The 26,282-nt window shown below is 69.8% G+C and carries 28 protein-coding genes; 17 read left to right on the forward strand and 11 right to left on the reverse strand.

Annotated features, from left to right (window positions below; translation table 11 throughout):
* Positions 1 to 51: 51 nt before the first annotated feature.
* Both CVV72_RS11635 and CVV72_RS11640 read left to right on the forward strand, forming a co-directional pair.
* Positions 52 to 1,038: a LysR family transcriptional regulator gene (locus CVV72_RS11635; RefSeq protein WP_219152447.1), complete on the forward strand. Its 987-nt coding sequence runs from the start codon at positions 52 to 54 to the stop codon at positions 1,036 to 1,038.
* Between the two features lie 67 nt (positions 1,039 to 1,105).
* Positions 1,106 to 1,312, forward strand: coding sequence for a hypothetical protein (locus CVV72_RS11640; RefSeq protein ID WP_219152448.1), 207 nt, complete (start codon positions 1,106 to 1,108; stop codon positions 1,310 to 1,312).
* Here the strand turns inward: CVV72_RS11640 and CVV72_RS11645 are convergent.
* Positions 1,309 to 1,866 (reverse strand): carboxymuconolactone decarboxylase family protein, encoded by a 558-nt coding sequence (locus CVV72_RS11645; protein ID WP_219152449.1) that lies wholly within the window; start codon positions 1,864 to 1,866, stop codon positions 1,309 to 1,311. The two genes, CVV72_RS11640 and CVV72_RS11645, sit on opposite strands and share 4 nt — an antisense overlap.
* A 71-nt stretch (positions 1,867 to 1,937) precedes the next feature.
* On the opposite strand from CVV72_RS11645, the gene CVV72_RS11650 reads away from it, so the two are divergent.
* Both CVV72_RS11650 and CVV72_RS11655 read left to right on the forward strand, forming a co-directional pair.
* The gene (locus CVV72_RS11650; RefSeq protein ID WP_219152450.1) at positions 1,938 to 2,276 is read left to right on the forward strand and encodes a helix-turn-helix domain-containing protein; all 339 of its coding nucleotides are present in this window, start codon (positions 1,938 to 1,940) and stop codon (positions 2,274 to 2,276) included.
* Positions 2,277 to 2,507: 231 nt separating this feature from the next.
* A complete protein-coding gene (locus tag CVV72_RS11655) occupies positions 2,508 to 2,948 on the forward strand; it encodes an STAS domain-containing protein (protein ID WP_219152451.1) in 441 nt (146 codons plus the stop codon).
* 12 nt (positions 2,949 to 2,960) lie between these two features.
* Here the strand turns inward: CVV72_RS11655 and CVV72_RS11660 are convergent, their stop codons facing one another.
* Positions 2,961 to 3,311, reverse strand: coding sequence for an STAS domain-containing protein (locus tag CVV72_RS11660; protein ID WP_219152452.1), 351 nt, complete (start codon positions 3,309 to 3,311; stop codon positions 2,961 to 2,963).
* Between the two features lie 154 nt (positions 3,312 to 3,465).
* Here CVV72_RS11660 and CVV72_RS11665 point away from each other — a divergent pair, with 154 nt between their 5' ends.
* Positions 3,466 to 3,879, forward strand: coding sequence for an ATP-binding protein (locus CVV72_RS11665; protein ID WP_219152453.1), 414 nt, complete (start codon positions 3,466 to 3,468; stop codon positions 3,877 to 3,879).
* Between the two features lie 88 nt (positions 3,880 to 3,967).
* Here CVV72_RS11665 and CVV72_RS11670 read toward each other — a convergent pair whose 3' ends face one another.
* The 3 genes from CVV72_RS11670 to CVV72_RS11680 form a co-directional block, all read right to left on the reverse strand.
* A complete protein-coding gene (locus CVV72_RS11670; RefSeq protein ID WP_219152454.1) occupies positions 3,968 to 4,543 on the reverse strand; it encodes a dihydrofolate reductase family protein in 576 nt (191 codons plus the stop codon).
* Between the two features lie 85 nt (positions 4,544 to 4,628).
* Positions 4,629 to 5,294, reverse strand: a complete 666-nt coding sequence (locus CVV72_RS11675; protein WP_219152455.1) for a response regulator transcription factor — start codon at positions 5,292 to 5,294, stop codon at positions 4,629 to 4,631.
* Positions 5,295 to 6,479 (reverse strand): sensor histidine kinase, encoded by a 1,185-nt coding sequence (locus tag CVV72_RS11680; RefSeq protein ID WP_219152456.1) that lies wholly within the window; start codon positions 6,477 to 6,479, stop codon positions 5,295 to 5,297.
* Positions 6,480 to 6,637: 158 nt separating this feature from the next.
* On the opposite strand from CVV72_RS11680, the gene CVV72_RS11685 reads away from it, so the two are divergent.
* Together CVV72_RS11685 and CVV72_RS11690 are read left to right on the forward strand one after the other, a co-directional pair.
* A complete protein-coding gene (locus CVV72_RS11685; RefSeq protein WP_219152457.1) occupies positions 6,638 to 6,871 on the forward strand; it encodes a hypothetical protein in 234 nt (77 codons plus the stop codon).
* Positions 6,872 to 6,961: 90 nt separating this feature from the next.
* Positions 6,962 to 9,274: a LuxR C-terminal-related transcriptional regulator gene (locus CVV72_RS11690; RefSeq protein WP_219152458.1), complete on the forward strand. Its 2,313-nt coding sequence runs from the start codon at positions 6,962 to 6,964 to the stop codon at positions 9,272 to 9,274.
* A 3-nt stretch (positions 9,275 to 9,277) separates the two neighbouring features.
* On the opposite strand, the gene CVV72_RS11695 is transcribed toward CVV72_RS11690, so the two are convergent.
* The 3 genes from CVV72_RS11695 to CVV72_RS11705 all read right to left on the reverse strand — a co-directional run bounded on the left by CVV72_RS11695 (position 9,278) and on the right by CVV72_RS11705 (position 14,030).
* Positions 9,278 to 10,396, reverse strand: a complete 1,119-nt coding sequence (locus tag CVV72_RS11695) for a helix-turn-helix domain-containing protein (protein WP_255632638.1) — start codon at positions 10,394 to 10,396, stop codon at positions 9,278 to 9,280.
* Positions 10,397 to 11,006: 610 nt separating this feature from the next.
* Complete coding sequence (gene ilvD / locus CVV72_RS11700; RefSeq protein WP_192744576.1) at positions 11,007 to 12,686, reverse strand: dihydroxy-acid dehydratase; 1,680 nt, start codon at positions 12,684 to 12,686, stop codon at positions 11,007 to 11,009.
* A gap of 63 nt (positions 12,687 to 12,749) precedes the next feature.
* Entirely contained in the window at positions 12,750 to 14,030 is a 1,281-nt protein-coding gene (locus CVV72_RS11705; RefSeq protein WP_219152459.1) for a hemolysin family protein, read from the reverse strand.
* A 131-nt stretch (positions 14,031 to 14,161) separates the two neighbouring features.
* Here CVV72_RS11705 and CVV72_RS11710 point away from each other — a divergent pair, with 131 nt between their 5' ends.
* Positions 14,162 to 15,496: a cytochrome P450 gene (locus CVV72_RS11710; RefSeq protein WP_219152460.1), complete on the forward strand. Its 1,335-nt coding sequence runs from the start codon at positions 14,162 to 14,164 to the stop codon at positions 15,494 to 15,496.
* Between the two features lie 61 nt (positions 15,497 to 15,557).
* Here CVV72_RS11710 and CVV72_RS11715 read toward each other — a convergent pair whose 3' ends face one another.
* On the reverse strand, positions 15,558 to 15,947 hold the full coding sequence (locus CVV72_RS11715) for a lactococcin 972 family bacteriocin (RefSeq protein ID WP_219152461.1): 390 nt from the start codon (positions 15,945 to 15,947) through the stop codon (positions 15,558 to 15,560).
* 251 nt (positions 15,948 to 16,198) lie between these two features.
* Between CVV72_RS11715 and CVV72_RS11720 the strand changes: the two genes are divergently transcribed.
* The 9 genes from CVV72_RS11720 to CVV72_RS11760 all read left to right on the forward strand — a co-directional run bounded on the left by CVV72_RS11720 (position 16,199) and on the right by CVV72_RS11760 (position 24,583).
* A complete protein-coding gene (locus CVV72_RS11720) occupies positions 16,199 to 17,191 on the forward strand; it encodes a helix-turn-helix domain-containing protein (RefSeq protein ID WP_219152462.1) in 993 nt (330 codons plus the stop codon).
* A 279-nt stretch (positions 17,192 to 17,470) separates the two neighbouring features.
* Positions 17,471 to 17,875 (forward strand): hypothetical protein, encoded by a 405-nt coding sequence (locus CVV72_RS11725; RefSeq protein ID WP_255632639.1) that lies wholly within the window; start codon positions 17,471 to 17,473, stop codon positions 17,873 to 17,875.
* 81 nt (positions 17,876 to 17,956) lie between these two features.
* Entirely contained in the window at positions 17,957 to 18,937 is a 981-nt protein-coding gene (locus CVV72_RS11730) for a helix-turn-helix domain-containing protein (protein ID WP_034306187.1), read from the forward strand.
* Between the two features lie 40 nt (positions 18,938 to 18,977).
* A complete protein-coding gene (locus tag CVV72_RS11735) occupies positions 18,978 to 19,745 on the forward strand; it encodes a MoaF C-terminal domain-containing protein (protein ID WP_219152464.1) in 768 nt (255 codons plus the stop codon).
* Positions 19,746 to 19,754: 9 nt separating this feature from the next.
* On the forward strand, positions 19,755 to 20,156 hold the full coding sequence (locus CVV72_RS11740) for a nuclear transport factor 2 family protein (RefSeq protein WP_219152465.1): 402 nt from the start codon (positions 19,755 to 19,757) through the stop codon (positions 20,154 to 20,156).
* Positions 20,153 to 21,331, forward strand: a complete 1,179-nt coding sequence (locus CVV72_RS11745) for an ABC transporter substrate-binding protein (protein ID WP_219152466.1) — start codon at positions 20,153 to 20,155, stop codon at positions 21,329 to 21,331. Before CVV72_RS11740 ends, CVV72_RS11745 begins: the two co-directional genes overlap by 4 nt.
* Before the next feature lie 12 nt (positions 21,332 to 21,343).
* Positions 21,344 to 22,204, forward strand: a complete 861-nt coding sequence (locus tag CVV72_RS11750; protein WP_073842643.1) for a branched-chain amino acid ABC transporter permease — start codon at positions 21,344 to 21,346, stop codon at positions 22,202 to 22,204.
* Positions 22,191 to 23,891 carry an ATP-binding cassette domain-containing protein gene (locus CVV72_RS11755; RefSeq protein WP_219152467.1) on the forward strand — a complete coding sequence of 567 codons (1,701 nt, stop codon included), beginning with the start codon at positions 22,191 to 22,193 and terminating at the stop codon, positions 23,889 to 23,891. The genes CVV72_RS11750 and CVV72_RS11755 overlap by 14 nt, the downstream gene beginning before the upstream one ends.
* On the forward strand, positions 23,888 to 24,583 hold the full coding sequence (locus CVV72_RS11760) for an ABC transporter ATP-binding protein (RefSeq protein WP_219152468.1): 696 nt from the start codon (positions 23,888 to 23,890) through the stop codon (positions 24,581 to 24,583). The genes CVV72_RS11755 and CVV72_RS11760 overlap by 4 nt, the downstream gene beginning before the upstream one ends.
* A 161-nt stretch (positions 24,584 to 24,744) precedes the next feature.
* Here CVV72_RS11760 and CVV72_RS11765 read toward each other — a convergent pair whose 3' ends face one another.
* Positions 24,745 to 25,542: an SDR family NAD(P)-dependent oxidoreductase gene (locus tag CVV72_RS11765; protein ID WP_219152469.1), complete on the reverse strand. Its 798-nt coding sequence runs from the start codon at positions 25,540 to 25,542 to the stop codon at positions 24,745 to 24,747.
* Positions 25,543 to 25,556: 14 nt separating this feature from the next.
* Positions 25,557 to 26,276, reverse strand: a complete 720-nt coding sequence (locus tag CVV72_RS11770; protein WP_219152470.1) for an SDR family NAD(P)-dependent oxidoreductase — start codon at positions 26,274 to 26,276, stop codon at positions 25,557 to 25,559.
* Between the last annotated feature and the right edge of the window lie 6 nt (positions 26,277 to 26,282).

Genomic DNA, 26,282 nt, shown 5'->3' on the forward strand with positions numbered 1-26,282 from the left:
TCGCACCGCGAACGGCCGGGCCGTAATGACCGGCGGCGATAGACTCCGCCTATGGCCCTGGAGATCCGGCACCTGCGGGCGATCTGCGCCATCGCCGAAGCGGGCAGCCTCTCGCAGGCGGCCGCCGCGCTCGGCATGTCCCAGCCGTCGCTGACCTCGCTGCTCCAGCGGCTCGAACGGCGGATCGGCGCGCCGCTGTTCGCCCGCAGCCACACCGGCGTGACCCCGACCCCGGTCGGCGAGCAGACGCTGCGCCGGGCGCTGACCCTGCTCGTGGAGTTCGACCGGTTCGAAAGCGATCTCCTCGGCGCGCTCGGCGACGGCCCGGTGCGGCTCGGATCGTCCCAAATGGACTGTCTGCCCACCTTCGTCGAACGGCTGGACGACGCGCTGCCGGGGCTGGACGTGACCGTCCACGTGGAGCCCTCCAGCGCGGTGCTCGCGCAGGCGCTGGCACGCGCGACCCTCGACATCGCCGTCATCGCCATGTCGGACGACCAGGAGGTGCCGCTGGCGAAGCATCTCGGGCACCGGGTGCTGTTCTCGTGGGTGCCCGTGTTCATCGGCCTCCCCGCCGAACACCGGCTCGCCGGCGGGTTCGAGGTCGACCTCGCCGATCTCGCCGACGAAGCGTGGATCGGCCCGCCCGGCCCCGAGGACGGCTCGCTGACGTCTCTGCGCGCGGCGACGCACCGCGCCGGGTTCTCCCCGCGGATCCGGTTCGAATGCCCCAACGGCGGCGGGCGGCACCTGATCGCCGCCGGGCAGGCGGTGCAGCTCGTCGAACCCACCGCGCCCGAACTGCCCGGAATGGTCGTCCGGCCGCTGAAGGGCGACCCCATGCGGATGCGGCTCGTGCTGGCCTGGCGCAAGGAACGACTGACCTGGGACCAGGCGGAAAACGTGTACCGCGCCGTGATGACGTCGTACACGCGGCACGCGATGGCGTCGACGCCGTTCCGGACGTGGTGGGAGCGGCGGCGGAGTTCTCGGTCGTGGGACGGGCTGGTGGACTTCTTCCGCGTGGACGGTCCATGAGCGCGTGGCTGTAACCCGATCCCGCCTCGCCGCGATTGACCCCGTACCGAGCGAACGGAGACGGGGGATGATGCCGCAACGGGTGTGGCTGGGTCTGGCGGTCGTCTACACGTGCACGGCCGTGGTCCAGCTTTATCTTCTCGCCAGCACCGGCGCCGTCTGGGCCGGGACACTCACCGCGGTCGGCTTCGCGGCGGCACTCCTGTGCCTTCTCGCCGCCTGGCGGTCCTCGAAGCGAGAACGGCGCGACACAAGGGAAATCGACTCACCCTAACGGCCGGGATACGGGACGGCCCACGGCTCCTCTTCGAGACCGGCACCGTTGGCGACGGTGGCGATCGTCCGGTACCAGCCCGCCAGCACGAGGAACTCCAGGAGTTCCGGCGCCGGAAAGTGCCCGGCGAGCGCGGCCCACGTCTCGCCCGAAACCGTTGCCGTGTCGTGGAGTTCGTCGACGGCACGGATGAGCACGCCGTGCCGCTCCGACCAGACGGGATGCCGGGAGTCGCCGGTCACAGTCGCTTCGAGCTGTTCCGGCTTCAAGCCGACCATCGGCGCGAAAACCGCGGCGTGGACACCCCATTCGTAGCGGCATCCGCAGCGAGCGGTAACCCGCGCGATCACGATTTCCCGGTCCAGCGCGGGCAATTCGCCGTGCGCGAGCAGTCCGGTGCCCACTACGCGCATCCGCGAAGCCAGCTCAGGATGCAGCTGCAGCAAGCGGAACAGCGCCAGCGGTTCCTGTGCGACACCCGGCGGCATCCAGGTGCGAAGGGCCTTTTCGACGTCAGCCTCGTACGGCGGGGCGAGCGGCGCGATCCGGGCCATGAACACCTCCAGTGCTTCGATTTCAGAACCACTATGCTGCTTCGAAAGTCGAAGCACAAGGGGGTGGTGGCATGCCCGGCGAACCGATCCCGAGGCCCGGACAGCCGGTCCGCGGCTCCGAAACCGGCCGTCCGCTCATGGCCGCGCTCGATCTGCTGGGCCGCCGATGGACGCTTCGCGTGATCTGGGAACTGCGCCAAGGCGACCTCGGCTTTCGCGAGCTGAGGCGCCGTTGCGGACACATGTCCTCGAGCGTGCTCGCCACCCGCCTCGGCGAGCTCACCGAAGCCCGTATCGTCGAGGCCGGCGGGGAAGGTTACCGTCTGACACCTTTGGGCGAACAACTCCTCGACGCGGTGCACCCACTCGAAAAATGGGGTCTCGCCTGGGAAAAGGCACTTCGCGAGTGACCATGCGCCGCGATGTATCCCGCCGTTCACCGCATCTGGCCTTGCCACCTGCGGTGAGCAGCGTACGGTGAGACGTACGTGAGGTTGAGTCCACCAGCCCGCGCGAACGACCCGCATGTCCGCGGCCCGAGCACCTTGTCACAGGGCGACGCGGAGGCGAGTTGACTTGCGCAGCCGTTGTGCAGGCTTACCCGTTGTCCGTCTCGTCCCGGCTATCCGGGAGACAGCACCATGACCGAACGTATTCCTTTCACGCGAGGCAGCCGCGACGGCCCCGCCTTCCGCATCATCGCCAAGCCCACGCTTCCGCGGCCGCGTCCCACGGCGGAGAACCTCCTGCGAGTGAAGCGGATCCGGTGGAACGAAGACCTGCTCGTCGTCGCGGCGGCCGGAGAGATCGATCTCGCCACCGCGGGACGGCTTGAGCGCGCGCTGCGAGGCAGACTCCCGGCCGCGACGGTGCTCGACCTCACCGAGGTCCGTTTCCTCGGCGTCGCCGGGCTACGGGTCATCGAATCCGCCGCGGCCCGCGCCCGCTCCGAACGCCGCGCGACCGGGGTGGTCACGGACGCCCGGCCGGTGCTGCGCCTGCTGCACCTGTTCGGCGTCGACAGTCATATCCCCGTGTACCGGCACCTCGACCACGCGATCCTCGAAGTGCCGAACCGCTGAGCAGCCCGCCGCTCAGGATCCGGCGAGCGGCAGGAGCGTGGAGAGTCCCGTCTTGGAGGCCAGCCGCCGGATCGTGGGCGACGGCAGGAAACTCAGGTCGACCCCGTGGGTGCTGCACCGGTCGTTGATCCTGACCAGGGTCGCCAGGCCGGTGGAATCGCAGAACTCCACGCCTTCGAGGTCGACGACGAGCCTGTCCGGCACGGGCTCCAGCACGTCCTCGAAGGTGTCCTTGAGATCTTCGGAGGTCGTCAGATCGATCTCCCCCGCCACCGCGATGACAACCTTGGCGCCATCGGGCCTCGCGACGGTCACCGAGAACGGGACCTCCCGGATTTCGCCGTCTCCGCTCGTCACCGTCATCCACCCCTCACGATCGGTTCCCGACTGTCCCGAACATATCGGATGATGGCGCCCGCTCGCCCGCCACTCGTGTCCCCGATCCCCGCGGTGCCTTAACCTTGTCGGTGGATCCGGCGGTCGTGGACCGCGGCGGACGACGAGGAGACGCTTCGTGATGCCGATCGACGAGCCTGTACGCAACGGCACCGACGAGCTGGTCCTCGAGGTCGCGGCCGTCGCCGCCCAAGCGGCCACCTTGCGGGATGTGCTGGCGAAATGGGCCCTCGACCGTGGTCTTCCCCGTGAACTGGCCGAGGATCTCAAGCTCACCGCCTACGAAGCGATGACGAACGTCGTCAAGCACGCTTACCCGGACGGCACCGACGACAACGTCATGAGGGTGACCGCCGCCCACGACGACGGCCACGTCCGGATCAGCGTCGCCGACGAGGGCCGCTGGCGGGACGGACCCCGCCCGGACGGCGGACGCGGCTTGCCGATCATCCGCGCCTTCGCCCCGGAGGCCTCGGTGACGAGCACGCTCACCGGGACCATCGTCCGGCTCGCCTGGCCCTGCCCGTCCGCCTGAAACGCGTTTCGGGCGGACGGGCGTGCGTCTTTACGCACCTCGCACCGCGTGCGTGACCGTCGCCAGCTCCGGCTGGGCTGGGGTCCGGTCATCGGATGACGTCGTAGACCAGCTTCTGGACCCCGTTGCCGTAGGCCTCGCTCTCGACGAGCTTGAGGTTCTGCTTGTCCTTGTCCGTGTCGGCGAACAGCTTCTTGCCCGCGCCGAGCAGGACCGGGAACAGCAGCAGGTGGTAGCGGTCGATCAGGCCGGCGTCGGCGAGGTTGCGGTTCAGTTCCGCGCTGCCGTGGACGATGATCGGCCCGCCCTCGGTCTCCTTGAGCTTCGCGACGTCGTCGAGCGAACGCAGGATCGTGGTCTCGCCCCAGTTGTCGACGAGGTCCTCGTCCCGCAGCGTGGTCGAGACGACGTACTTCGGCATCGCGTTGTACCCGGCGAATTCCTCGGTCATACCGGGCCACACCGGCGAAAACGCCTGGTAGCTGACCCGGCCCATCATCATCGCGGTCGCCTCGCCCTGTTCACGCCCCTTGAGCTCGTAGGCCGCTTCGTCGAACTCGATGCCGTCGAAGGTCCAGCCGGAGTTGCGGTAGCCGGGCTCCCCGCCGGGCCCTTCGACGACGCCGTCGAGCGAGACGAACGCGGTGGCGATCAGGGTGCGCATCTGGATTCTCCTTGGTCGTTTCGAACTGCTTTCGACACTGCGTCGAGCGGGGGACGACGGATTCGACACCGCGCCGGGAAAAGTTTCAGCCTTCGGCGTCGCGGACGAGCAAGGCTATCTGCACCCGGTTTTCGACACCGAGTTTCGCGAGCATGCTGCTCGTGTGCGCCTTCACCGTCGCAACGGTGATGTCCAGCCTCCGCGCGACGTCGGTGTTGGACAGGCCCTCGGCGATGGCGTGCGCGGTCTCGCGTTCACGGTCGGTCAGGGTGGCCAGCAATCCGCGGGCGGTGTCCCGGGACGCCCGGCGCGCGTCGGACGAGTGCGGCCCGGTGGCCGCGGCGATCAGCCGGGACGTCGCGGCGGGCGAGAGCGCGGGTTCGCCGGTCGCGACCGTCCGGATCGCCGCGAGTATCCGGGGCGGCGGCGTGTCCTTGAGAAGGAACCCCAGCGCGCCGACGCGCAGCGCGCCCAGCACCATCTCGTCGGAATCGAACGTCGTGAGCACCAGGACGCTGGGCGGTTCCGAGAGCCGGAGGATCTCCTCGGTCGCGCTGAGGCCGTCACGCCCGGGCATCCGGACGTCCATCAAGACGACGTCGGGCCGCTGCTGCCCCACCACGGTCACCGCCGCGTCGCCGTCGGCGGCCTCGCCGACCACGACGAGGTCGGGTTCGCCGTCGACGATGAGCCGCAGCGCCATCCGCACCAGGTGTTCGTCGTCGACGAGGACGACCCGCACCGTGCCCATTCACTCGCTCCCTTCGCGGACCGGCCACGGCAACCGCGCGGCGAGGACGAACCCGCCGCCCGGTTCCGCGTGGTGGTCCAGTTCGCCGCCTGCCAGCCCGACCCGCTCGGAGAGGCCGAGCAGCCCGAAACCCGAGGCGGGCGGCCCCTCGACCGCCCGCGCCACACCGGAATCCCGGATCGTCGCCCGCACGCCGTCCCCCGCTTCCCCCTCCACGGTGACCGCCACGCTCGCACCCGGCGCGTGCTTGCCCGCGTTGGTCAGGCCTTCCTGGACGACCCGGTAGACGGTCCTCGCGATCGCGTCGGGCGGCTCGCCCGGGATCGTGGTCGTCAAGGTGACGTCCAGGCCCAGCGCCCGCGCGTCCGCGACCAGCGCCGGCAGGTCGGCGAGCGAAGGCTGCGGGGGTTCCAGCCCCTCCGGGCCCGCCCGGAGCACGCCGAGGACGTCCCGTAGTTCCTCCAGCGCCTGATGGGAGCCGTCGGCGATCCCGCGGGCCAGTTCCGCGACCTGGTCGGCGGGCAGATCCGCACGATGCCCCAGCACCCCGGCCTGCATCGCGACCAGCGAGACCCGGTGCGCGAGGACGTCGTGCATCTCGCGGGCGATCCGGTGCCGCTCCATGATCCGCGCCTCGGCCGCCCGCGCGGCCTGCTCCCGTTCCGCGCTTTCGACCCGTTCGCGCAGGGAGCGGACCTCCTCCCGGCGCGCTCCGATCGCGGCGCCCACGGCCACCACGATGCCCACCATCAAGGTGGGGAGGCTGATCAGCAGCCACAGCGGTCCAGGGGCCTCGCGCTGCGGGTAGAGGTCGACGATCAGCACCGCCGTGACCACCGACAACACCGCCGCGAAAGCCGTTTCGGCCGGTCGCCGCCGGGTGGCCAGCGAACAGAGCGCCAGCAACGACGCGCCGGCCGCCAGTACCGAGACCGTCGAAACGAGGATCACCGCGGTCGTGATCACGACCGGGAAGCGACGGCGCCACGGCAGTGCGATCAGGCAGGCGAGCGCGAGCAGCGGATCCCCGGTGGTCAGCCAGCCGACCCTCGGTCCCGCCGCGCCCACCGGCAGTTGCGCCGCCGTGATGAGCCAGAGCAGCACGCCCATACCGGCCGCGGCGAGCAGGCGCCAGGCCTCCCCCCACGCACGGAGGGGCGGCTGGGCGCCGGCGTCGGTGATCACCGGCCCATCATGGTCGACCCGCGCGCGGCGGCGCAGCCGGGCACAGGACGATCCGGGGCTCGACTTTGGTCGGACGCGAAGCGCGACGCGCTGCCGATGCGCTCCCGGATCCGCGACGGCGATGCTGGGGCTCGACCCTGAACCAGGAGGTAGGAAGCATGACCAAGGCCGGCTATCTGGGGCTGCAGATCGTCGGGATGGTGGCCATCGCCGTGTTCGCGCAGGCCGCCATCCGCAGCCTCTTCGATCATTCCGCGACCCAGTTGTGGGGCGCGTTCGATTGGGTACCCGGTGACCGGGGCGGCAGAGTGCTCGTGTTCCTGCTGCTCGTGGCCGCGGGAACGGTGCTGGCCGGCTGGGCGCACGATCGCGGGAAACGAGCGTCCCGCTAGGAGGACGCCGGTCCGCTAGTATCCGCAGCCGGGCGATTTCCGTCTACATCGGACGGAACTCACGGGGTCCGGTCGATGGCGGGAGAATGCATGGCGGACGGAGTTGGCTCACTCGCGGGGTGGTCTGCCGATCCCACCGAAGTGACCAGCTACGTGGGCCGTGACGCCGAGACCGGTGAAGCGCGGCGCTTGCTGAACGCGTCGTCGCTGGTCACGCTGACCGGGCCGGGCGGCGTGGGCAAGACGCGGCTGGCGTGGCGGGTCGCCGCGGCCCACCGCGAAGCCACCGCCGACGAGGTCGCGTTCGTGTCGCTGGCCGAACTGCGGGAACCGGCGTTGCTCGTGCCGACCGTGGCGAACGTCCTCGGTTTCGGCGACCGCTCGGCGAAACCGGCCATCGAGGTGGTCGTCGAGGCGCTTCAGGCGAGCCGCTTGCTGCTGGTCCTGGACAACTGCGAGCATCTGGTCGACAGCTGCGCCTGGTTCGCCGACACCGTCGTCCGGGCCTGTCCCCAGGTGACCGTCCTGGCCACCAGCAGGCAGTCGCTCGGGGTGGCGGGCGAACGGATCCTTCCGGTGCCGCCGCTGGCGATCCCGGAACAGGGCGACTCCTTCGAACGCGTGCTGAACGACGAGTCCGTGCGGCTGTTCGTGGATCGCGCGACCGCGGTCGCGCCGTCGTTCCGGCTCACCGAAGCGGATACCGAACCGCTGATCCGGCTGTGCCGCAGGCTGGACGGGCTGCCGCTGGCCATCGAGCTGGCGGCCGTCCGCGCGCGGGCGTTGTCCCTGCGTCAGCTGGCCGACCGCCTCGACCGGCAGTTTTCCGTGCTCACGAAGGACCGGCGAGGACGGCCGGAACGGCACGAGACCATGCGGGCGCTGATCGACTGGAGCCACGACCTGTGCACCGGGCCCGAACGGCTGCTGTGGGCGCGTGCGTCGGTGTTCTCCGGCAGTTTCGACCTCGACGCCGCCGAACAGGTCTGTTCCGGCGGCGAACTGCCGCGCGAACGGGTCCTCGAAGTCGTCGACGGGCTGCTCGACAAGTCCATCCTGCTGCGCGAGGAGTACCCCGGCGGCGTGCGGTACCGCATGCTGGAGTCGGTGCGCGAGTACGGCGTCGACAGGCTCTCCGAGACGGGCGGGACGGCGGAGTTCCGGAAACGGCATCGGGACTGGTTCGCCGAACTCGCCGGCCGGTACGCCACCGAATGGCTGGAGACCGATCAGCTCGCCTGGATCGGACGGCTGCGACGCGAACACGCGAACCTTCGTGTCGCCCTCGACTACTGCACCGCTGATCCCGAGGACGCGCTCATCGGGCTGCGGATGCTGCGCGACGTCAAGGAGTTCTGGATCGTCCGCGGGCTGAACACCGAAGGCCGGATCTGGGTCCGCCGTCTCGACGAAGCCGCGGCACCCGGCGCACCCGAGCGGGCACACGTGCTGTGGCTCTCCGGTTTCCTGGCTCTGGTGCAGGGAGACCTGCCCGCCCACCGCCGCATGCTGGAGAAGGCGGCCGCCGAAGCCGAGACCAGTGGCGACGAGCTCGCCGCCGCGTACGTGCTCCACGTGCGCGCCTACGCCGCGCTGATCGGCAACGAGATGGCCGAGGCGTCACGCCTGTTCGGCACGGCCATCGACCTGTTCCGCGCCCACGGAGACGAAGGCGCGGATCTCTGGGCGAGCTACAACCACGGGCTGGCCGTCTGGCTGAACGGCGACATCGACCGCGGCCGGGCGGTGCTCGCGGAAGCCGTCGAGCGCTGCGAGCGGCAGGGCGAGGTCTTCTGGCGGGGCTGGGCGCTGTGGTCGCGGGCCGCCGCCGAATACCTCCAAGGTGATCTCGCGGTCGCGAGCCGCTGCTGCGAGCAGGTCCTGCGCCTGCACGCCCGGGTGGACGACCGCGTCGTCGTCGGGTTCACGCTCACCGTGCTGGCGGGCTGCGCCGCGCGCACCGGGCGGCCCAACCGGGCCGCGATCCTGCAGGGTGCCGCGATGAACGTCTGGCGCACGGTGGGCGCGTGGCCGACGCGGTACGAGGCGTTCACCGAGCCGTTGCAGGCCGACACCGAGGCCGTGACGACCGCGCTGGGCTGGGAGGTCGCGGTCAAGGAGTTCACCGACGGCGCCGCGATGCCCATCGCCGACGCCATCGCGTACGCCCTCGAAGAACGGTCTCCCGAACCGCGGAAGCAGGCCGCGGGAGTGCTCACCAGACGCGAGACCGAGATCGCGCACGTGATCGCCGAGGGGCTGACGAACCAGGAGATCGCCGACCGGCTCGGCATCGCCCGGCGGACAGTGGACACCCATATCGACCACATCCTCACCAAACTCGGCTACTCCAACCGCGTCCAGGTCGCCACGTGGGTGACCCGGACCGCGGAATCCGCCTGACGCTCACGCCACCCTCATCGGAGTCGCCTGGCGTCCCGGTTCGGGTGTGAGCGGCTCCGCGCGCAAGGCGATCCTCAGGTCCAGCCGCGCCTCCGGGTCGTCGAGCCGGGCGCCGAACAGGACCCGGAGACGGCGCAGGCGGTTGCGGACCGTCTGCGGGTGGACGCCGAGATTGTCCGCGATCTCGGGTGCCCCGCCGCGGGCGGAGAGCATGGCGTCGAGGGTCTCGGCGAGTTTGGCGCGCTCGTTCGCGGGCAGGCCGTCGATCGGGGCCAGGCTGCGCGTGACGAGGGCCGTGGTCAGCACCTCGTCGGCGAAAAGCCAGTGCGTGGTCAGGTGGTCCGACCAGCGCACGAGCGGGCCGTCCTCGATCACCTCGCGCCGGACCAGCTCGAGGGTCCGGCGTGCCCACCGCAGGGACACCGCGGCTTCGGCGGGCGCCACCGCGGGCCCGACCGCCGCCCGCGTCCCCGCCAGTACGCCACCGATCTCGACGTCGTCCGGCACGAGCAGGTGCGGGTACTCGCCGGTGAGGTCCGCCAGTACCTCCGGCCCGAACGAAGCGCGGACCGCGCCGGGCTCCGCGGCGACGGCCACCACCCGGGCGGGCGGCACCCAGCCCGCCTCCGCCGCGAGGCCTGCCCATTTCGACGGCGGGCGGCCGCTCAAGATCTCCTTCAGCAGGTCTTGCCGCACTTCGGCGATCGAAGGCGTGCGGGCCGCGCGGTAGGCGGCGGTGGACAGCCGGATCAGGACGTCCGCGCAGCGGAGCAGGGCCTCCACCCCGGTGTCCATCAGAGCCGACCCGGCGCCGGGCTGCCGCGACAGCGAGGCCAGCGCGGGCAGGGCGCATCGGCCGGCCGAGTGGTAGGCGCGGGAGAGCCGCGCCAGGTCCTTGCCCGCCGCGTACTCGGCGACGCCGACCTGCCGGAAGGCGTCCGCACCGGCCGCGATGCCCAGGTTGATCCCGTCGTGTTCCAATACCGAGGCGACGAACTCCGTGGCGCGCGCGTCGAACAGCGGCGCGTGCTCCGGCAGCGAGTGCCGGATCCCGTCGACGACCACGCGGGCGATCACGAGGGCGGCGGTGCGGGCTGGGGCGTGGGACGCGGTCAGGGTCATCATCGACCTCCGGAGCAGCGGGAATCGTCGGGCCGCCGAGTCTGCTACTCCGGAGTAGCGGGGCACATCGGGTGAATTACGTACTCGCGCCTCTCCGGCCTACGCATCACCCGTTCGTGGTGGGTGCCTGGCACCTGCTGGGCCGCTGCGGTCGCAGGTCCGTGAAGGCCTCCTTGCCTACCCTGGTGGCATTTCGAAGGTCGTATGTGGCGACCTGAATCTGGACTCGCCGACGAGAGCCGACCGCAGCCTGAGGGTCCACAAAGGACACCATTTCCGGTCACAGGGCCCGATTTGTGCACTTTGCGCGAGGTCGTGAGTGTTTTGGGTCGTTAGAACGGCACAAAACACTCACGACCCTCCCGCAAACTGTGCAAATCGACATCAACCGGACACCGGGCCGCCAGGACGTGCCCCCTGTGGACACTCAGCACCCGAGCGGTACGTAGCCGTAGCCCCGGACGAAGGACGGTGATCCCGACGGGTGCCGGAATCACCGCTTACGCCCCTGAACAGCGGTTATGCGACTTCGCCGGGTTCCTGCCCTGAAGGTAGGCGAGAGTCCCCTCACGCCCCCTCGTCAAATCGCCGCCCGCGCATCGGGCAGGTCTCACTCGCAAACGGCTCCGTGCGCGGCGCTGCGGACCACCTTGGCGTACTTGCCGAGCACTCCTCGCGTGTACGCCGGCGGCTTGGGGGTCCAGCCCTCCTTGCGCGCCTCGATGTCGTCGATCTCGACTTCGAGGGTCCGGTTCGCGACGTCGAGGGTGATCGGGTCACCGTCCCGCACGAACGCGATCGGCCCGGCGTCGACGGCTTCCGGGGCGATATGCCCGACACACAGCCCGGTCGTGCCGCCGCTGAACCGGCCGTCGGTGATGAGCAGGACGTCCTTTCCGAGCCCGGCGCCCTTGATCGCCCCCGTGATGGCCAGCATCTCCCGCATCCCCGGCCCGCCCTTGGGCCCTTCGTACCGGATGACGACGACGTCCCCGGCGACGATCCGGCCTTCCGCGAGCGCGTCGAGGGCGGCTCGCTCGCCGTCGAACACCCGCGCGGTGCCGGTGAACGTCGATTCGTCGAAGCCCGCCGACTTCACGACCGCGCCTTCGGGTGCCAGCGATCCCTTGAGGATGGTCAGCCCGCCGGTCTTGTGGATCGGGCGGTCGAGCGGACGGATGATCTCGCCGTCGACCCCGGCCGGGGCGATGCCTTCGAGGTTCTCGGCCATGGTCTTGCCGGTCACGGTGAGCACGTCGCCGTGCATCAGTCCGGCGTCGAGCAGCGCCTTCATCACCACGGGGATGCCGCCGACCTTGTCGACGTCGTTCATCACGTACTTCCCGAACGGCTTGAGGTCGCCGAGATGCGGGACCTTGTCCCCGATCCGGTTGAAATCGTCGATGCGCAGGTCGACCTCCGCCTCGCGCGCGATCGCGAGCAGGTGGAGGACGGCGTTGGTCGAACCGCCCAGCGCCATCACGACGGCGATGGCGTTCTCGAACGCTTCCATGGTCATGATCTGGCGCGCGGTGATGCCCTGGCGCAGCATCCCGACGACGGCCTCCCCCGACCGGTGGGCGAACCCGTCACGACGCCGGTCGACGGCGGGCGGAGCGGCCGACCCGGGCAGCGACATACCGAGGGCCTCGGCGACCGACGCCATCGTGTTGGCGGTGTACATCCCGCCGCAGGCGCCTTCGCCGGGGCAGATCGCGCGTTCGATCCTGTCCACTTCGGCGCGGGTGATCTTCCCCGCCAGACAAGCGCCGACAGCCTCGAACGCGTCGATGATGGTGACGTCCTGGCCGTCCACCTGACCGGGCATGATCGAGCCCGCGTAGAGGAAAACGGAAGCGAGATCGAGGCGCGCCGCCGCCATCAGCATGCCCGGCAGGGATTTGTCGCAGCCCGCCAGCAGCACGGAGCCGTCCAGCCGTTCGGCCATCATCACCGTCTCGACCGAATCGGCGATCACCTCACGGGACACCAGCGAGAAGTGCATGCCCTCGTGGCCCATGGAGATGCCGTCGGACACCGAGATCGTGCCGAACTCGAGCGGGTAGCCACCGCCCGCGTGCACGCCGTTCTTGACCGCCTTGGCCAGCCGGTCGAGCGACAGGTTGCACGGCGTGATCTCGTTCCACGAGGACGCCACCCCGATCTGCGGTTTGGCGAAGTCGTCGTCGCCCATCCCGACCGCGCGGAGCATGCCGCGGGCCGCCGCACGCTCCAGGCCGTCGGTCACGTCGCGTGAACGAGGTTTCAAATCCGGCTGGTCTTGCGGCATCGGAACACCTTTCTTCGTGGCGGGACACCGGGCACGCTGCCAACCCGGCGCGTCCGGCGCAACTCACCGCTCCGCGTTCGGTCCACGGTGCAGCGCCACCCGCGTGATCGCGTGATGCTCCACGCCGAGTACTTCGGCGGTCCAGCCGGACACCGTCACCCGGTCGCCCGGCTTTTCCGGGATCCGGCCGAGGATCACGAGGATCAGTCCCGCGATCGTCGCGTACTCCCCCGGCGGCGCGTCGCGCAGTTCCACCCCGACGTCGACGAGGTCGTGCACCGGGAAGGTGCCGGGCAGGACCAGCGCGCCGTCCGTACCGTCGCGGACGGCCAGTACATCGCGGTCGGTCTCGTCGTAGATCTCGCCGACGATCTCCTCCAGCAGGTCCTCCAGCGTGACCATGCCCGCGACGGCGCCGTGTTCGTCGACGACGAGCGCCATCTGCTCCCGCTCGGCCTTGAAACTCCGCAGCGCGTCCGACACCCGCAGCGAATCGGGGAACACGACCGCCGGCCGGACGGCCTCGGCCAGGTCTTCGTGGTCGCCGAGCAGATCACGCAGCTGTACGACACCGACGACGTCGTCCAGATGGCCGCCGCGGGCGACCGGCGCCCGGGAATGGCCGGACTCGGCCAGCTGCCGCCGCGCCGACTCGATGTCCTGCTCGGCCGCGAGCGTCAGCACCGCCCGGCGAGGGACGAGCACCTCCCGCAGCCGTCGCTCGTGGATCTCCAAGGCACCGTTGATGATCATGCGCTGCTCGGCGTTCAGGCCGCGTTGCGCCGAGACCAGTTCCCTCAGTTCCTCGGGCGACATCTGATCCGGATCGGCTTCCGCCCGGCCGCCCAGCACCCGCACGACGAAGTTCGTCGACACGCTCAGCGCCCACACCACGGGCCTCGAGATCGCCGACAACAGATTCAGCGGACGCGCCACCAGCAACGCCCACCGCACCGCGTTCTGCATGGCGAGCCGTTTCGGGGCGAGTTCCCCGAGCACCAAGGTCAGGAACGTGAGGACCACCGTCACCAGCGCGACGGCCACCGCACCGGCCGCGTCGCCGAGGAAATCCAGCAACGGCACCAGGGGTTGCGCGAGCGACACCGCCGCCGTCGCCGACGCGAGGAAACCGGCGAGCGTGATCCCGATCTGGATCGTCGCCAGGAACCGATTGGGGTCGCGCGCCAGCCGTACCAGCGTGCGGGCGGCCGCGCGACCGTCGCGCTCCAACGCCCGCAATTGCCCCTCACGCAACGAGATCAGTGCCATCTCGCTGCCCGCGAACACCGCGTTGAGCACCACCAGCACCGCGACCAGCGCGATGTCGAACCCGTAGCCGCCCACAAGCACTCCCCGGCCCGCCCGAAGTGCAGAACACTACCGAGCGGGCAGCGCGTCCGCAGAAATCGGAGCCGCTGGCTACTGACACGTCGTTCCGATACCTTCGAGAGGGAACCCGCACGGACGGAGTCCTGATGTTCGCACTCAAGACCGCTCCCGCACGGACCTTCCGGCACAAGGCGGAGGCGATCGCCAAACCGGTCACCCGCTGGAGCATCGGCCACGCCCTCCCCCGGGTCGCCCTCCGGGCCGCGGCACGCCGCGGCGACCTCCAGGGCAGGCTGTCCGTCGAGGCGAGCGGCGGGGCGGACCTGAGCGGGCTGTTCGACGAGATCCGCGCGCACGGCGCCATCGCCACCACCCGGGTCGGCCACGTCAGCACCCGGCATTCGGCGTGCAAGGAGGTGCTGACCAGCGACGCGTTCAAGACCGTACGGTTCGTCCCGGACAACCCGCTGCTCAACCGGCTGGTCGCGTGGTCTGCGTCCGGCCTCATCCATCCGATCGAGCCGCCGTCGCTGCTCGCCAGCGAACCGCCCGACCACACGCGCTACCGGAAGCTGGTCACCCGCGTCTTCACCGCCCGGGCGGTCGAGCAGCTGCGCGAGCGCACGCAGGCGATCACCGACGAACTGCTCGACGGCCTCGCCCCGGCGAACCCCGTCGACCTCGTCGAGCACTACTGCGGGCTCTTGCCGGTCACCGTGATCAGCCAGATCCTCGGCGTCCCGCCGGAGGAACGGGACAAGGTGCTCGCGCTGGGCGGCGCGGCGGCCCCGAGCCTCGACCTCGGCCTGCCATGGCGGACCTTCCGCACGGTGGAGGCGACGCTGGCCGAGTTCGACTCATGGCTCACCCTGCATCTGGAGAAACTGCGGGAGAACCCCGGCGACAACCTGCTCAGCAAGCTGATCGCCGCCCGCGAGGACGGGATCGGCCTGACCGAGCGGGAACTCAAGGCCACCGCCGGGCTGGTCCTGGCGGCCGGCTTCGAAACGACCGTCAACCTCCTCGGCAACGGCATCGCCCTGCTCACCCGGCATCCGGGCGAACTCGCGAAACTGCGGGCGAATCCGGAGCTGTGGAGCAACGCCGTCGACGAGATCCTCCGCTACGACCCGCCGGTCCTGCTCACCGGCAGGCTGTCCGCGCGGGACACCGAGATCGGCGGTGCCCGCATCGAGCGCGGCGCGATCGTCACCACCGTGCTCGCGGGCGCCAACCGGGACCCGGAGATCTTCGACGATCCCGCCACCTTCGACGTCGAGCGGGCGAACGCGCGGGATCACGTGTCGTTCGGCGCGGGGCGGCACTACTGTCTCGGCGCCTCGCTGGCGAGGATGGAAGGCGAGATCGGGCTGCGGTCGATCTTCGAGCGCTTCCCGGATCTGCGCTTGCTCGACGGCGCGCGACGGCGGGAGACCCGGATCCTGCGCGGCTTCGAGACGCTCCCCGCCGCGCTCAGCTGACCCCACCTTCGCGGGGCGCCGAACCCGGCACGGCCGGATCCGGCGCCCCGCGTCGGTCACCTCACGCGTCGGAGTTGTAGTACGCGTTGCAGGTGTCGTTCCGGGAACCGATCACCTCGGCCTTGGCCCACTGCCCGCGATTCGCGACCTTCTTGCTTTGCCTGGAGCCCAGAATGGCGGTCGCGCTGTGGCGCTTGGTGGGGTGCAGGTAGTGCGAGTAGCACTTCTTCTGGCCGCTGCCCGCCGATTCGGTCCCGTAACACCACGTGCCGCCGCTGATGTTCTGGCAGGCGAACGGCACCGAGCCGCTCAGCACCACACCTTGGGCACCCGAGGACGCCAGCACCACGGAGACGCCCTCCGCCGGGCCCGCGGAGGCCATCGGCGCCGTCGCGAACAGACTTGCCACCATCAAACTCGATCCCAGTACCGCTCCCAGCAGAATTTTCATGATCATCCTTCACGATGGACATTGATTGTCTTTGGCGAGATAACCGGTAAGGCGATTTACCCCCACTAACGAATTCGACGCCAATACTAGGACGGCTCAACAGAAGCGGACAGTGTCTTCACTGTGCCGAAAACATGCAGATCAGCGGCCGATTCCCGAGTATCAGGCGCCGCCGGGCGGAACCGCGGCACGACCGCGGTGGCAACGATCATGTTTCCGCAGTAGCGTCGCAGGCGGGGGAGGAAGAGGGAATGCTGCGGATCCATTTCACACTCGCGGACCTGGCCGGTATCCGGATAGCGCGACGCCCGGATCCGTTGTGGGAGGTCCTGATGAGTGTGTATTTACTGCGCAAAACCCGGGCGGAGATCGTGCTGGGCGGCTGGAGAAGCCAGACCAGGCAGCGGCTGACACCGTCCACGCGGCCGTTGCTGGATCTGGTTCCCGCGTCAGGCTCCTCGCCCGACTTCCTGACCCCGCCCGGCGGGGGCACCCTGTCCGAGCGCATCGACTCGCTGCTGAGCACGCCACGCTCCCGGTTGACGGCCGACTTCGCCCATCTGGCGCGGGAACGGCCGCTTCCTTCTTGGACCGTCGATCTCGCGGAAGGGCGACCACCCGCGTTGCGCATGGTCGCCCACGCCCTGCGGGGATACTTCCACGCCTGCCTTGAGCCGCACTGGGATGCGATCGCCACCGCCGTGCGACACGATCACACCCGCCGCGCCCAGCTCATGGCCGACCAGGGCATCGACGCCGTCCTGAGCACCCTGAGCCCCGCGGCGACGTGGCGCTTTCCCGTGCTGAGCATCGACTATCTCTTCGACCAAGACGTCCGCCTCGACGGACGGGGCCTGCTGCTGCAGCCGGTGGTCTTCGGCCGCGGCCCCAACCCCACCACCCTGATCGACCCGGCGCTTCCGCCCGTCCTGGTCTATTCGGTGCCGCTCGCCCCTGGGGTCATCACCCCGGCGGAACCGGCCCGACGACGCGCCGCCGATCCGATCGTCGCCCTGCTCGGGACCACCCGCACCCGTATCCTGCGCGCTCTCGACACCACCGAGGCCACCACCACCGAACTGGCCCGCCGGGCAGCCACGCCGCTACCCACCGCCAGCCGCCACGCCACCGCGCTCCGTGACGCCAACCTGATCACCAGTCACCGCCACAAGAACATGATGATCCACGCGATCACCCCGCTCGGCACCGCGTTACTCCGCGGACGGCAACCGCACCTGAACTGACGCACCGGTCACCGAGCCGGGTCTTTCAGTTCACTCACCGCCGGGTGATCGGCTCGGAGTACACAAAGGACCTCGCCAGTACTGGTGAAATCCCGCGCGTTCGAGCGGAACGATCCTTCGACGCGCTCGCCCGGCACAACGGCGGGCAAGCGGGCATTTTTACCGGACCAGCGACGGAAACCGGTCAGTAATCTCACGCCCGTGAAGACGGACCGCGAGGGCAGGGAGGCACCGGAGCTCCCTGCCTTCACCGTCATCGGATGCCTTTTGGGCTTCTTCATGACCATTCTGATCCTGATCGGCCCCGCTCTGCTCTGGATCAGCACCTACTTCGACCCCGGCGACGACGACCGCCTGGTCGTCATCGCCATGGGCGCCGTGTTCACGCTCGGCGGTGTCGGCACCGTCGGCTCCCACCTCTGGCAGAACGCCAAGGCTCGGGAGGCCCATCGCGGGCTCGACCGGTCGGGGGTCCGCGCGAACGCCGAAGTCGTTTCCAGGAAACGGATCTGGGTCGGCGAGGTGAGCACGCCCGCGGACGACGTCGATCTCGTCGTCACCGGCCCGGGGGTGACTCCGTTCAGTGCGCGCGTCCTCACCGAGGACGTCGGCCGTTACGAAACGGGCACGGTGGTACCCGTCGACGTGGACCCGAGGACCCTCCTGTTCCGTCTCGCCGACTGACCTCGCCGCGATCATTGCCCGGCAGCATCGTATCGCTTATCGTATATGAAATTCACCCCCCGATGCTGCGAGGTGACCCCCGTGACCACCGCCACCGCCGACCCGACCACCACCACGGTCGCGCGAGATTTCACCGATTTCCGCACGGTGGTGTCGCAATCCTTCGTGCCACTGCACGTGACGAGCGAGCACCGGGACCACTTCCGCGGCCGCATCCGCTCGTGCGGCGCGGACGACGTCCAGCTGACCGAGGTGACCGCGTCCGCCCACGTGGTCGAGCGGACGCCCGAGCTCATCGCCAGAGCGGACCGGCACTACTACAAGCTGAGCCTCATCCTGTCCGGGACCGGGCTGTTGGTGCAGGACAACCGCGAGGCGATGCTCCGTCCCGGAGACGTGGCGTTGTACGACACGCACCGGCCGTACACGTTGGCGTTCGAGGAGGACTTCCGCACGCTGGTGGTGATGTTCCCGCAGCGGCTCATCGATCTCCCCCGTGACCTGGTCGGCCAGCTGACCGCGGTGCCCATGTCGGGCAAGCGGGGCATGGGCAACGTGGTGGTGCCCTTCCTCGCGCAACTCGGCAGCAACCTCGACCAGCTCGGCGGGCCGGCGGGCGTCCGGCTCGCGCATACGGCGGTCGATCTGCTCGCCACGCTGTTCGCCAGCGAACTGGACCTCGCCCGCGCGACCGCGGGGCCGCACCACGAGCTGATGCGCCGCGTGCTCGCCTACATCGACTCGAACCTCTCCTCCACCGACCTCGGCCCGGCGCAGATCGCCGCCGAGCACTACATCTCGACCCGGCATCTGCACGGCCTCTTCCACGAACAGGGCACGACCGTCTCGGGCTGGATCCGCACCCGGCGGCTCGAACACTGCCGCCGCGAATTGCTCGACCCCGTGCACCATTCGCGGCCCGTCGCGGCCATCGCGGCGAAGTGGGGTTTCGTCGACGCGCCGCATTTCAGCCGGGTGTTCAAGACGGAATTCGGCTGCTCGCCGAGCGAACTGCGCCGCGGCTTGACCGTGAGCGACCGGTTGTTGCCGCCCAGCGCGTGACAGCTGGCCTCGCCGGTGCGGTCGCCTCGACGATGACCGCATGCCCGAAGCACCCGAGGAACAGTGGCGCACCTATGACGAGTTCGCCGCCGGAATAGCCACCTACCGCCTGCCGAACGCGGACCTGTCGGGACGCGAGCTCACCGTCACCCTCGACGACGGAAAGACGCTCGCGCTGCGGTTCGAAGACGCTGAAACCGTCTCCTGCAACGGCATCAAGGACCCGTACGACGCGGTCGCCGTCCGGGACGACGTCTTCTTCGTCAATCTCCCACACACCAGCGTCGAAGGTGAAGCGCTCACCGTCGTCTTCTCCACGACGACGCATCGCGCGCTCGCCGTGCGCTCGGTGATCGGCGCCAAGGACGTCGAAGGGGTTCCCCGTGTCTCCCAGACGTTCTGGTCCGGCACGACCGACGCGGGTACGCCGACCGGCGAGGTTCCCGGCCCGTCGCGCGACCTGATCGGCAAGCGCAACATCTACCGCTACAGCCCCGAACACCTTTACGAGCACGTGTACGTGTCCTCGCAACGCTATGCCTGGCAATGCCTCGAAGGTGTGCAGCGCGGTCACGGGGACATGGACCTGTCGACGGTGTGGAAGTTCCAGGACGGGCTCTACCTGTTCTGTTTCCGGGAATTCCGCATCGCCGTGGCCAGCGTGTGGTTGCACGACCTCGGCTACGCGCTGAAGACCACCGGCGTCTTCCTCGGCCTGACCGGCGACGGCCGGTCGGAACACTCCCGCGCGGGCGGGCACATCTACCCACTCGGCGCCGTCGCCTATCCCGACGCGCAACCGGTTTAAGGAGTCTCAGTGTCCAATGCAGACATCATCGCCGCGCACTACGCCGCGAGCGACCGGGGCGATCTGGCGGGCATGCTGGCCCCGCTCGGTCCGGAGACCACGTGGACGGAGGCGGCCGGTTTCCCCTACGCCGGAACCTACACCGGCCCCGAAGAAGTCCGGGACAACGTCTTCGGCGCGATCGCGAAGGACTGGGACGGCTACACCTTCACCCTCGACGACCTTCTCGACGCCGGTGACACGGTGATCGGCCTCGGTACCTACCGCGGCAAGCACCGCGAGACCGGTCGCTCGTTCACCGCCCGCGTCGCGCACGTGTGGAAGTTCGACGGCGGCAAGGTCGCTTCGTTCGAGCAGATCGTCGACTCGGTCCCCGTGGTCGACGCCATGAACGCTTCGGAGAACCGGTGAAACCCGCGCGGCGCCTCGTCGCCCTCGCCGCCGCCGTCCTGCTCGGCACCGCGGCCTGCGCCGGCGCCGAAAGCGGTTCGAGCGGGCCGATCGTGGTCGGTTCGGTCAATGCCCTGAGCGGCGCGGCCACGTTCCCCGAAGCCTCGCAGGCGGCCAAGGCGGTCTTCGACGCGGCGAACGCGAGCGGCGGCGTGAACGGCAGACAGATCCAGTACAAGGCCCTCGACGACAAGGGCGACCCGGCGGCCGCGGCCGCCGCGGCCCGCGAGGTCGTCGGCCGTGACGAGGCGGTGGCGCTCGTCGGCTCGTCCAGCCTCATCGAGTGCGAGATCAACAACAAGTACTACGAACAGCAGAAGATCCTGTCCATGCAGGGTATCGGCGTGGACCCGGCCTGTTTCTCCAGCCCGAACATCGCCCCGGTCAACGTCGGCCCGTACCACGACATGACGCTGACCCTGCTCTACGGCTCGGAAACGCTGAAGCTGAACGACATCTGCGCGCTGCTGGAGATCGCGGGCAACACGCTGCCGTCGTACCAGGCCGCGATCGACGAGTGGTCGGCCATCACCGGCAAGAAGCTCAAGTACCTCGACGCGACCGTGCCCTACGGCGGTTCGGACTACACCTCCTACATCGTCAAGGCACGCAACGCCGGGTGCAAGGCGATCACGGTGAACCCGGTCGAGCCGGATTCCATCGGGCAGCTCAAGGCCGCCGCGGCACAGGGCTGGAACGACGTCACGTGGCTGCTGCTCACCAGCGTCTACAGCGAGAACTACGCCAAGGCCATCACCAACGCCGGCGCCGGGGTGTACGTGCCCGCCGAGTTCTACCCGTTCACCGACGCGACCAGCCCGCAGAACAAGGACTGGCGCGAGCTGATGACCAAGAACAACATCCCGCTGACCTCGTTCAGCCAGGGCGGCTACCTGGCGGCGAAGTACTTCCTCGACGTCATCCGCGGGATCCAAGGGGACATCACCCGCGAATCGGTGACCAAGGCACTGCGCGAGATGAAGCCGATCACGGACCCGATGGTCGGTACGCCGTACGTCTTCGGGCCCGGCCAGACGCACCACGACAACACCGCGGGCTGGCCGATCAAGCTCGCCTCCGGCACCAACAAATGGGAGCTCGTCGCGAACGACTGGCTGCGGATTCCGAAGAAGTAACGGGAGGATTCGATGCTGCAGGGAGCGCTGGCAGGCTTGGCCGCCGGCGGACTGTACGCGGTGTTGGCGGTGTGCCTGACGCTGATGTCGCGCCTGGTGCGGGTGGTGAACTTCGCCCAGTCGGCCACCGGGATGTTCGGCTGCTACGTGGCGGTGTTCCTGTCCGTCGATCTGGGACTGCCGATGTGGCTCGCCACCGTCGCCGGGATCCTGCTCGGCGGGCTGCTCAGCGCCTTGCTCGGCTGGATCGTGTCCACCTGGCTCGCCGAGGCGGACACCGGCACCCGCTCCGCGGTCACCGTCGCGGTGCTGCTCCTGCTGATCTCGTTGTCGTTCATCCTGTTCGGCAACAAACCCCAGCCGTTCCACCCGATCCTGGACGGACCGGCGGTCACCGTCGGCGGCGTGGTGATCAGCCAGGTCACCGTGGTCACGGTCGCGCTGGCCGTCCTCGTGGCGGTGGCCAGCCGGATCGTGCTGAGCCGGACCCCGGCGGGCGTCCAGCTCAGGGCACTGTCGGAACGCCCGACGACGGCGGAGCTGCTCGGCATCCCGGCGAAACGGCTCAGTGTCGCGGTCTGGGCGGTCACCGGGGTGGTCAGCACGCTGGTGATCTCGATCGTCGCGCCGTCACAGTCCAACGACGCCACGTCGCTGGCGATGCTGGTGGTCCCCGCGGCCGCGGCCGCCCTGCTCGGCGGGTTCCGCCGTCTCGACCTCGCGGTCGCGGGTGGGCTGGGCCTCGGCCTGATCCAAGGCGCGGCCGCGCAGGTCGACGGCCTTTCCGTCGTCCGGTACTTCCTGCCGTTCGCGGTCATCGTCGCGCTGCTGCTCTGGTCGCAACGCAAGGAGGTATGGGATGCGGCTCGCTGAACGCGGGATTCCGTTCACGGTCGCCATCGTGGCGATCGCCGTGGGTTACGGACTGAGCGTCGGGCTCGACGGGTACTTCGTCTACCTCGGCATGAGCGCCGTCGTAGCCGGGATCTCCCTGCTCGGGCTCGGCGTGGTCACCGGCAGCGCGGGCATGATCTCCCTGTGCCAGCTGACCTTCGGCGCCGTCGGCGCCTGGACGGTGTCGGCACTGAACGAGGCACAGGCGCCCGGCGGGTTCCTCACCTGGCTGGTGCTCGGCGGTCTCGCCGCCGGGGTGGTCGGAGTGCTCGTCGGGCTGCCGGCGCTGCGGCTGCGCGGAATCAACCTCGCCGTCGTCACGCTGGGGCTCGCCGCGGCGGCCGACCTCGCGCTCGTCCAGCTCCAGTTCCCCGGCGTTTCCGGCGGGATCTCGGTCGAACGGCCCGATGCCTTCTCGGACGACCGGGCGTACTTCCAGCTCGCCGTCGTGGTGCTGGTGCTGTGCTGCCTCGCCGTGTACTTCCTGCGCCGCGGGCGCTGGGGCAGCGCCTGGCAGGCGGTGGCGTTCTCCGAACGCGGCACGGCGGCCGCGGGCACGAGCGTGCGGACGTCGAAGCTGACCGCGTTCGCGGTGAGCGCCACCCTCGGCGGCATCAGCGGTGGCCTGCTCACCGGGCAGGTCGGGCTCGCCTTCCCGGCCAGTTTCACCGCGATCCAGTCGCTGGCGCTGTACGTGCTGGCGATCATGTCGGGCGCGCATCTGATCGACATGGCCGTGTTCGGCGCGGTGCTGTGGGTCGGGGTGCCGGAACTCCTCAAGCGCTGGGGGATCCCGCAGGACTGGGGTTTCGTGGTGTTCGGCGTGCTCGGCGTCCAGGCGCTGGCCAGTGGCGGGAACCTGGGCACCACGGTGCGCCAGGTGTGGTACCGGCGCGCCAAGGAACCGGCGAAACTCGACTTCGCCGCCAAGACCGCGAACATCGAGTCCAAAGCGCCTGGTCCACCGGTGCTCACCGTACGCGGGCTGAGCGTGAACTTCGGCCACGTGGCCGCACTGTCCTCAGTGGACATATCGGTCCCGGAACACGGGGTGCTCGGCGTCATCGGGCCGAACGGTGCGGGCAAATCGACGCTGGTCGACGCGATCAGCGGCTTCCTGCCGAACGCCGAGGGCCAGGTGGAACTCGGCGGCAGCCCGCTGACCGGGTCGCCGTCGAACCGGGCCCGCGCCGGGTTGCGCCGGACGTTCCAGCAGGACCGTGTCCCGCCGGGACTCACGGTCGGGGCGTACCTGAAGTTCCTCGCCAGGCGGCGGCTCACCGCCGAAGAGATCGGCGACGCCCTGGACTTCTTCGGCTGTCCCGCCGCCCGCACTCCGCTGTCGCGAGTGGACGTCGGGGCGCGCAGGCTGGTCGAGGTCGTCGGACATCTGCTGGCGCGGCCGCGTGTCCTGCTGCTCGACGAGCCGGCCGCCGGACTCCCGCACGAAGAACACGTGGCGTTCGGGGAGCGGCTGCGGCAGGTCCCCGCGCGATTCGGGGTGTCGGTGCTGCTCATCGAGCACGACCTCGACCTGGTGCGCTCGGTCTGCGACACGATCACCGTCCTCGACTTCGGCCGCGTGCTGGCCTCCGGCCCGCAGGCCGAAGTACTCGCCGATCCCGCCGTGCTCAAGGCGTACATGGGTGAAACGGAGCTGCTGTGAACGCTTTGCGGATAGCGGGACTGACGGTCACTCGCGGCGCCGGGCCGGTGATCCGGGACGTCGACCTGACCCTGGAGCCGGGCCGGATCACCGCGCTCGTCGGCCCGAACGGTGCCGGGAAGACCAGCCTGCTGGAGGCCGTCTCCGGCGTGGTGCCCGCCTCGGCCGGGACCGTCCACATCGGACCCGACGAGATCACGAAGCAGTCGCGGGTCTCCCGCGCGCGGCGGGGTCTGGCGCATATCGAGCAGGGGCGCGCGGTGTTCGGCGGCTTGACCGTGCTGGAGAACCTGATGCTGACCGCGCGCACCCGCGCGCGGGCCGACGAACTGTTCGAGTCGTTCCCGGAACTGGAGAAACGCCGCGACTCGCCGGCCGCGCTGCTCAGCGGCGGCGAACAGCAGATGGTGGTGCTGGCCCGCGCGTTCGCCGCGCGGCCGTCGTTCCTGCTGATCGACGAGATGTCGCTGGGCCTCGCGCCCGTGGTGTTCACGCGGCTGCTGCCGATGGTCACCCGGTTCGCCGAGGAGGGCGCGGCGATCCTGCTGGTCGAGCAGTTCACGCACCTCGCCCTCGGCGTGGCGAGCGACGCGCTGGTGGTCTCTTCGGGACGGGTCACGTATGCGGGTTCGGCGCAGGGCCTGCTGGACTCCCCCGGCACCCTGCACGCGGCCTACCTCGGGGAATCCTGACGGTGCCCAAGTCCGTGAAGGCCTCTTTGAGGGACTCTGGGTCCCTCAAGGAGGCCTTCACGGAACGGTGTGACGTCCCGGACCACGTCACGGTCGCTGAGTTGCGAAAGCCACTTTCGCAACCTTCAACGTCGCGAAAGTGGCTTTCGCGTCACCGCCCTCTAAGAACCCATCCCGGCCCGTTCGAAGGCCAGCGTCGGAAGGTCGACGGCGTGCGCGCCGCCGTCGGCCACGATCACCGCACCGGTGATGTACGAAGACTCCGAAGACCCCAGGAACCGCACGATCGACGCGATCTCCTCCGGTTCGGCGGGACGGCGCAGCGGGACCTCGGCGGTGACGCGCCGGTAACCCTCGTCGTGGCCGCCGTCGAAACCCGCCGCCTCGGCGAACTGGTCCATTTCGCCGTCCGCCATCGGGGTCCGCACCCAGCCCGGGCAGACCGCGTTCGCGCGGACGCCCTTCGGCCCGTAGTCACGGGCGATCGAGCGCGTCAGGCCGATCAGCGCGTGCTTCGCGACGGTGTAACCGGCGACGTTCGGCCCGGCGAACAGCCCGGCCAGCGACGACACGATGACGACCTGACCACCGGTTTCGATCAGCGAAGGCAGCGTGGCCCGGCAGAACACGAAGGCGCTGGACAGGTTCGAGCGCAGCGCCAGTTCCCATTCCTCGTCGCCGGTGTCGGTCACCGAGGACAGACCGTGCCCGCCGGCGTTGGCCACCACGACGTCCAGCCTGCCGAACTCGCCGACGATCTCCGCCGTAGCGTTCTCGGCGGCTTCGCGGTCGCTGGCGTCGCACGCGACGACGTGCGCACCGGTCTCGGCGGCCACCTTCTCCAGCGGCTCGCGCCGTCGTCCGAGCACCACCACCTGCGCGCCTTCGTCGGCGTACCGGCGGGCCACCGCGGCGCCGATACCGGTACCGCCACCCGTGATCGCGACAACCTTCTTCACTTGCGGAGTCCTTTCTAAGCGGGAAAACCGGATCGGGCCGAGACGCCGAAGTCGGCGAGCACGGCCTGGCCGTTGACCGCCCGCGACCGCGCGGACGCGAGGTGGAGCACCTGCCAGGCGACCTCTTCGGGAGCCTGCACCGGGAAAGCGGGATCGTCGAGCACGTCGCCGAGATCGCCGCGCGCCATCGGGGTGTCGACCACCGACGGGCAGACGCAGTTCACCCGGACTCCGGGAAGATCGACGGCGAGCGCCCTGGTCATCGCGACCACGGCGCCTTTCGAAGCGCAGTACGGGACCATGCCGGGCGCGCTCGTGAACGCCGAGTCGCTGGCCAGCAGCACGACCGAACCACCCGACGCGGTGAGCCACGGCGCCGCGTGTTTGACCAGCAGGAACTGTCCGGTGACATTGACGGCCATGAGCGCGGCGAAGTCCGCCGCCGAGGTTTCGGTGACCGGTGTCCCCACCGGTCCGGAGATCCCCGCGCAGCCGACCACCACGTCGAGCCCGCCGAAGCGGCTCGCGACGGCGTCGACCGCGTCGGCCACCGACCCCTCGTCGGTCACGTCGGCGTGGACGGCCAGCAGGCCGTCGGCCAGCGTGGGCACGGGAGCCCGGTCGACGGCGCCGACCCGCGCGCCCTCGGCGAGGAAGGCCTGGACGCAGGCAAGGCCGATACCGGACGCCGCGCCGGTCACCAGCACGGCCTTGCCCGCGAGATCCAGTCCCATGGCGTC

The sequence above is a fragment of the Amycolatopsis sp. TNS106 genome (assembly GCF_019330265.1).
In the GTDB taxonomy this organism is placed as follows: Bacteria; Actinomycetota; Actinomycetes; order Mycobacteriales; family Pseudonocardiaceae; genus Amycolatopsis; species Amycolatopsis lurida.

Excerpts from the sequence above, each read along its gene's own strand:
- CVV72_RS11710 (WP_219152460.1), top strand. The coding sequence starts at position 14,162 with ATGTTCGCACTCAAGACCGCTCCCGCACGGACCTTCCGGCACAAGGCG.
- ilvD (WP_192744576.1), bottom strand. The coding sequence starts at position 12,686 with ATGCCGCAAGACCAGCCGGATTTGAAACCTCGTTCACGCGACGTGACC.
- CVV72_RS11755 (WP_219152467.1), top strand. The coding sequence starts at position 22,191 with ATGCGGCTCGCTGAACGCGGGATTCCGTTCACGGTCGCCATCGTGGCG.
- CVV72_RS11635 (WP_219152447.1), top strand. The coding sequence starts at position 52 with ATGGCCCTGGAGATCCGGCACCTGCGGGCGATCTGCGCCATCGCCGAA.
- CVV72_RS11770 (WP_219152470.1), bottom strand. The coding sequence starts at position 26,276 with ATGGGACTGGATCTCGCGGGCAAGGCCGTGCTGGTGACCGGCGCGGCG.
- CVV72_RS11735 (WP_219152464.1), top strand. The coding sequence starts at position 18,978 with ATGCCCGAAGCACCCGAGGAACAGTGGCGCACCTATGACGAGTTCGCC.
- CVV72_RS11660 (WP_219152452.1), bottom strand. The coding sequence starts at position 3,311 with ATGACGGTGACGAGCGGAGACGGCGAAATCCGGGAGGTCCCGTTCTCG.
- CVV72_RS11640 (WP_219152448.1), top strand. The coding sequence starts at position 1,106 with ATGATGCCGCAACGGGTGTGGCTGGGTCTGGCGGTCGTCTACACGTGC.
- CVV72_RS11695 (WP_255632638.1), bottom strand. The coding sequence starts at position 10,396 with ATGACCCTGACCGCGTCCCACGCCCCAGCCCGCACCGCCGCCCTCGTG.
- CVV72_RS11715 (WP_219152461.1), bottom strand. The coding sequence starts at position 15,947 with ATGAAAATTCTGCTGGGAGCGGTACTGGGATCGAGTTTGATGGTGGCA.
- CVV72_RS11750 (WP_073842643.1), top strand. The coding sequence starts at position 21,344 with ATGCTGCAGGGAGCGCTGGCAGGCTTGGCCGCCGGCGGACTGTACGCG.
- CVV72_RS11665 (WP_219152453.1), top strand. The coding sequence starts at position 3,466 with ATGCCGATCGACGAGCCTGTACGCAACGGCACCGACGAGCTGGTCCTC.
- CVV72_RS11690 (WP_219152458.1), top strand. The coding sequence starts at position 6,962 with ATGGCGGACGGAGTTGGCTCACTCGCGGGGTGGTCTGCCGATCCCACC.
- CVV72_RS11655 (WP_219152451.1), top strand. The coding sequence starts at position 2,508 with ATGACCGAACGTATTCCTTTCACGCGAGGCAGCCGCGACGGCCCCGCC.
- CVV72_RS11720 (WP_219152462.1), top strand. The coding sequence starts at position 16,199 with ATGCTGCGGATCCATTTCACACTCGCGGACCTGGCCGGTATCCGGATA.
- CVV72_RS11670 (WP_219152454.1), bottom strand. The coding sequence starts at position 4,543 with ATGCGCACCCTGATCGCCACCGCGTTCGTCTCGCTCGACGGCGTCGTC.
- CVV72_RS11685 (WP_219152457.1), top strand. The coding sequence starts at position 6,638 with ATGACCAAGGCCGGCTATCTGGGGCTGCAGATCGTCGGGATGGTGGCC.
- CVV72_RS11650 (WP_219152450.1), top strand. The coding sequence starts at position 1,938 with ATGCCCGGCGAACCGATCCCGAGGCCCGGACAGCCGGTCCGCGGCTCC.
- CVV72_RS11645 (WP_219152449.1), bottom strand. The coding sequence starts at position 1,866 with ATGGCCCGGATCGCGCCGCTCGCCCCGCCGTACGAGGCTGACGTCGAA.
- CVV72_RS11725 (WP_255632639.1), top strand. The coding sequence starts at position 17,471 with ATGACCATTCTGATCCTGATCGGCCCCGCTCTGCTCTGGATCAGCACC.
- CVV72_RS11675 (WP_219152455.1), bottom strand. The coding sequence starts at position 5,294 with ATGGGCACGGTGCGGGTCGTCCTCGTCGACGACGAACACCTGGTGCGG.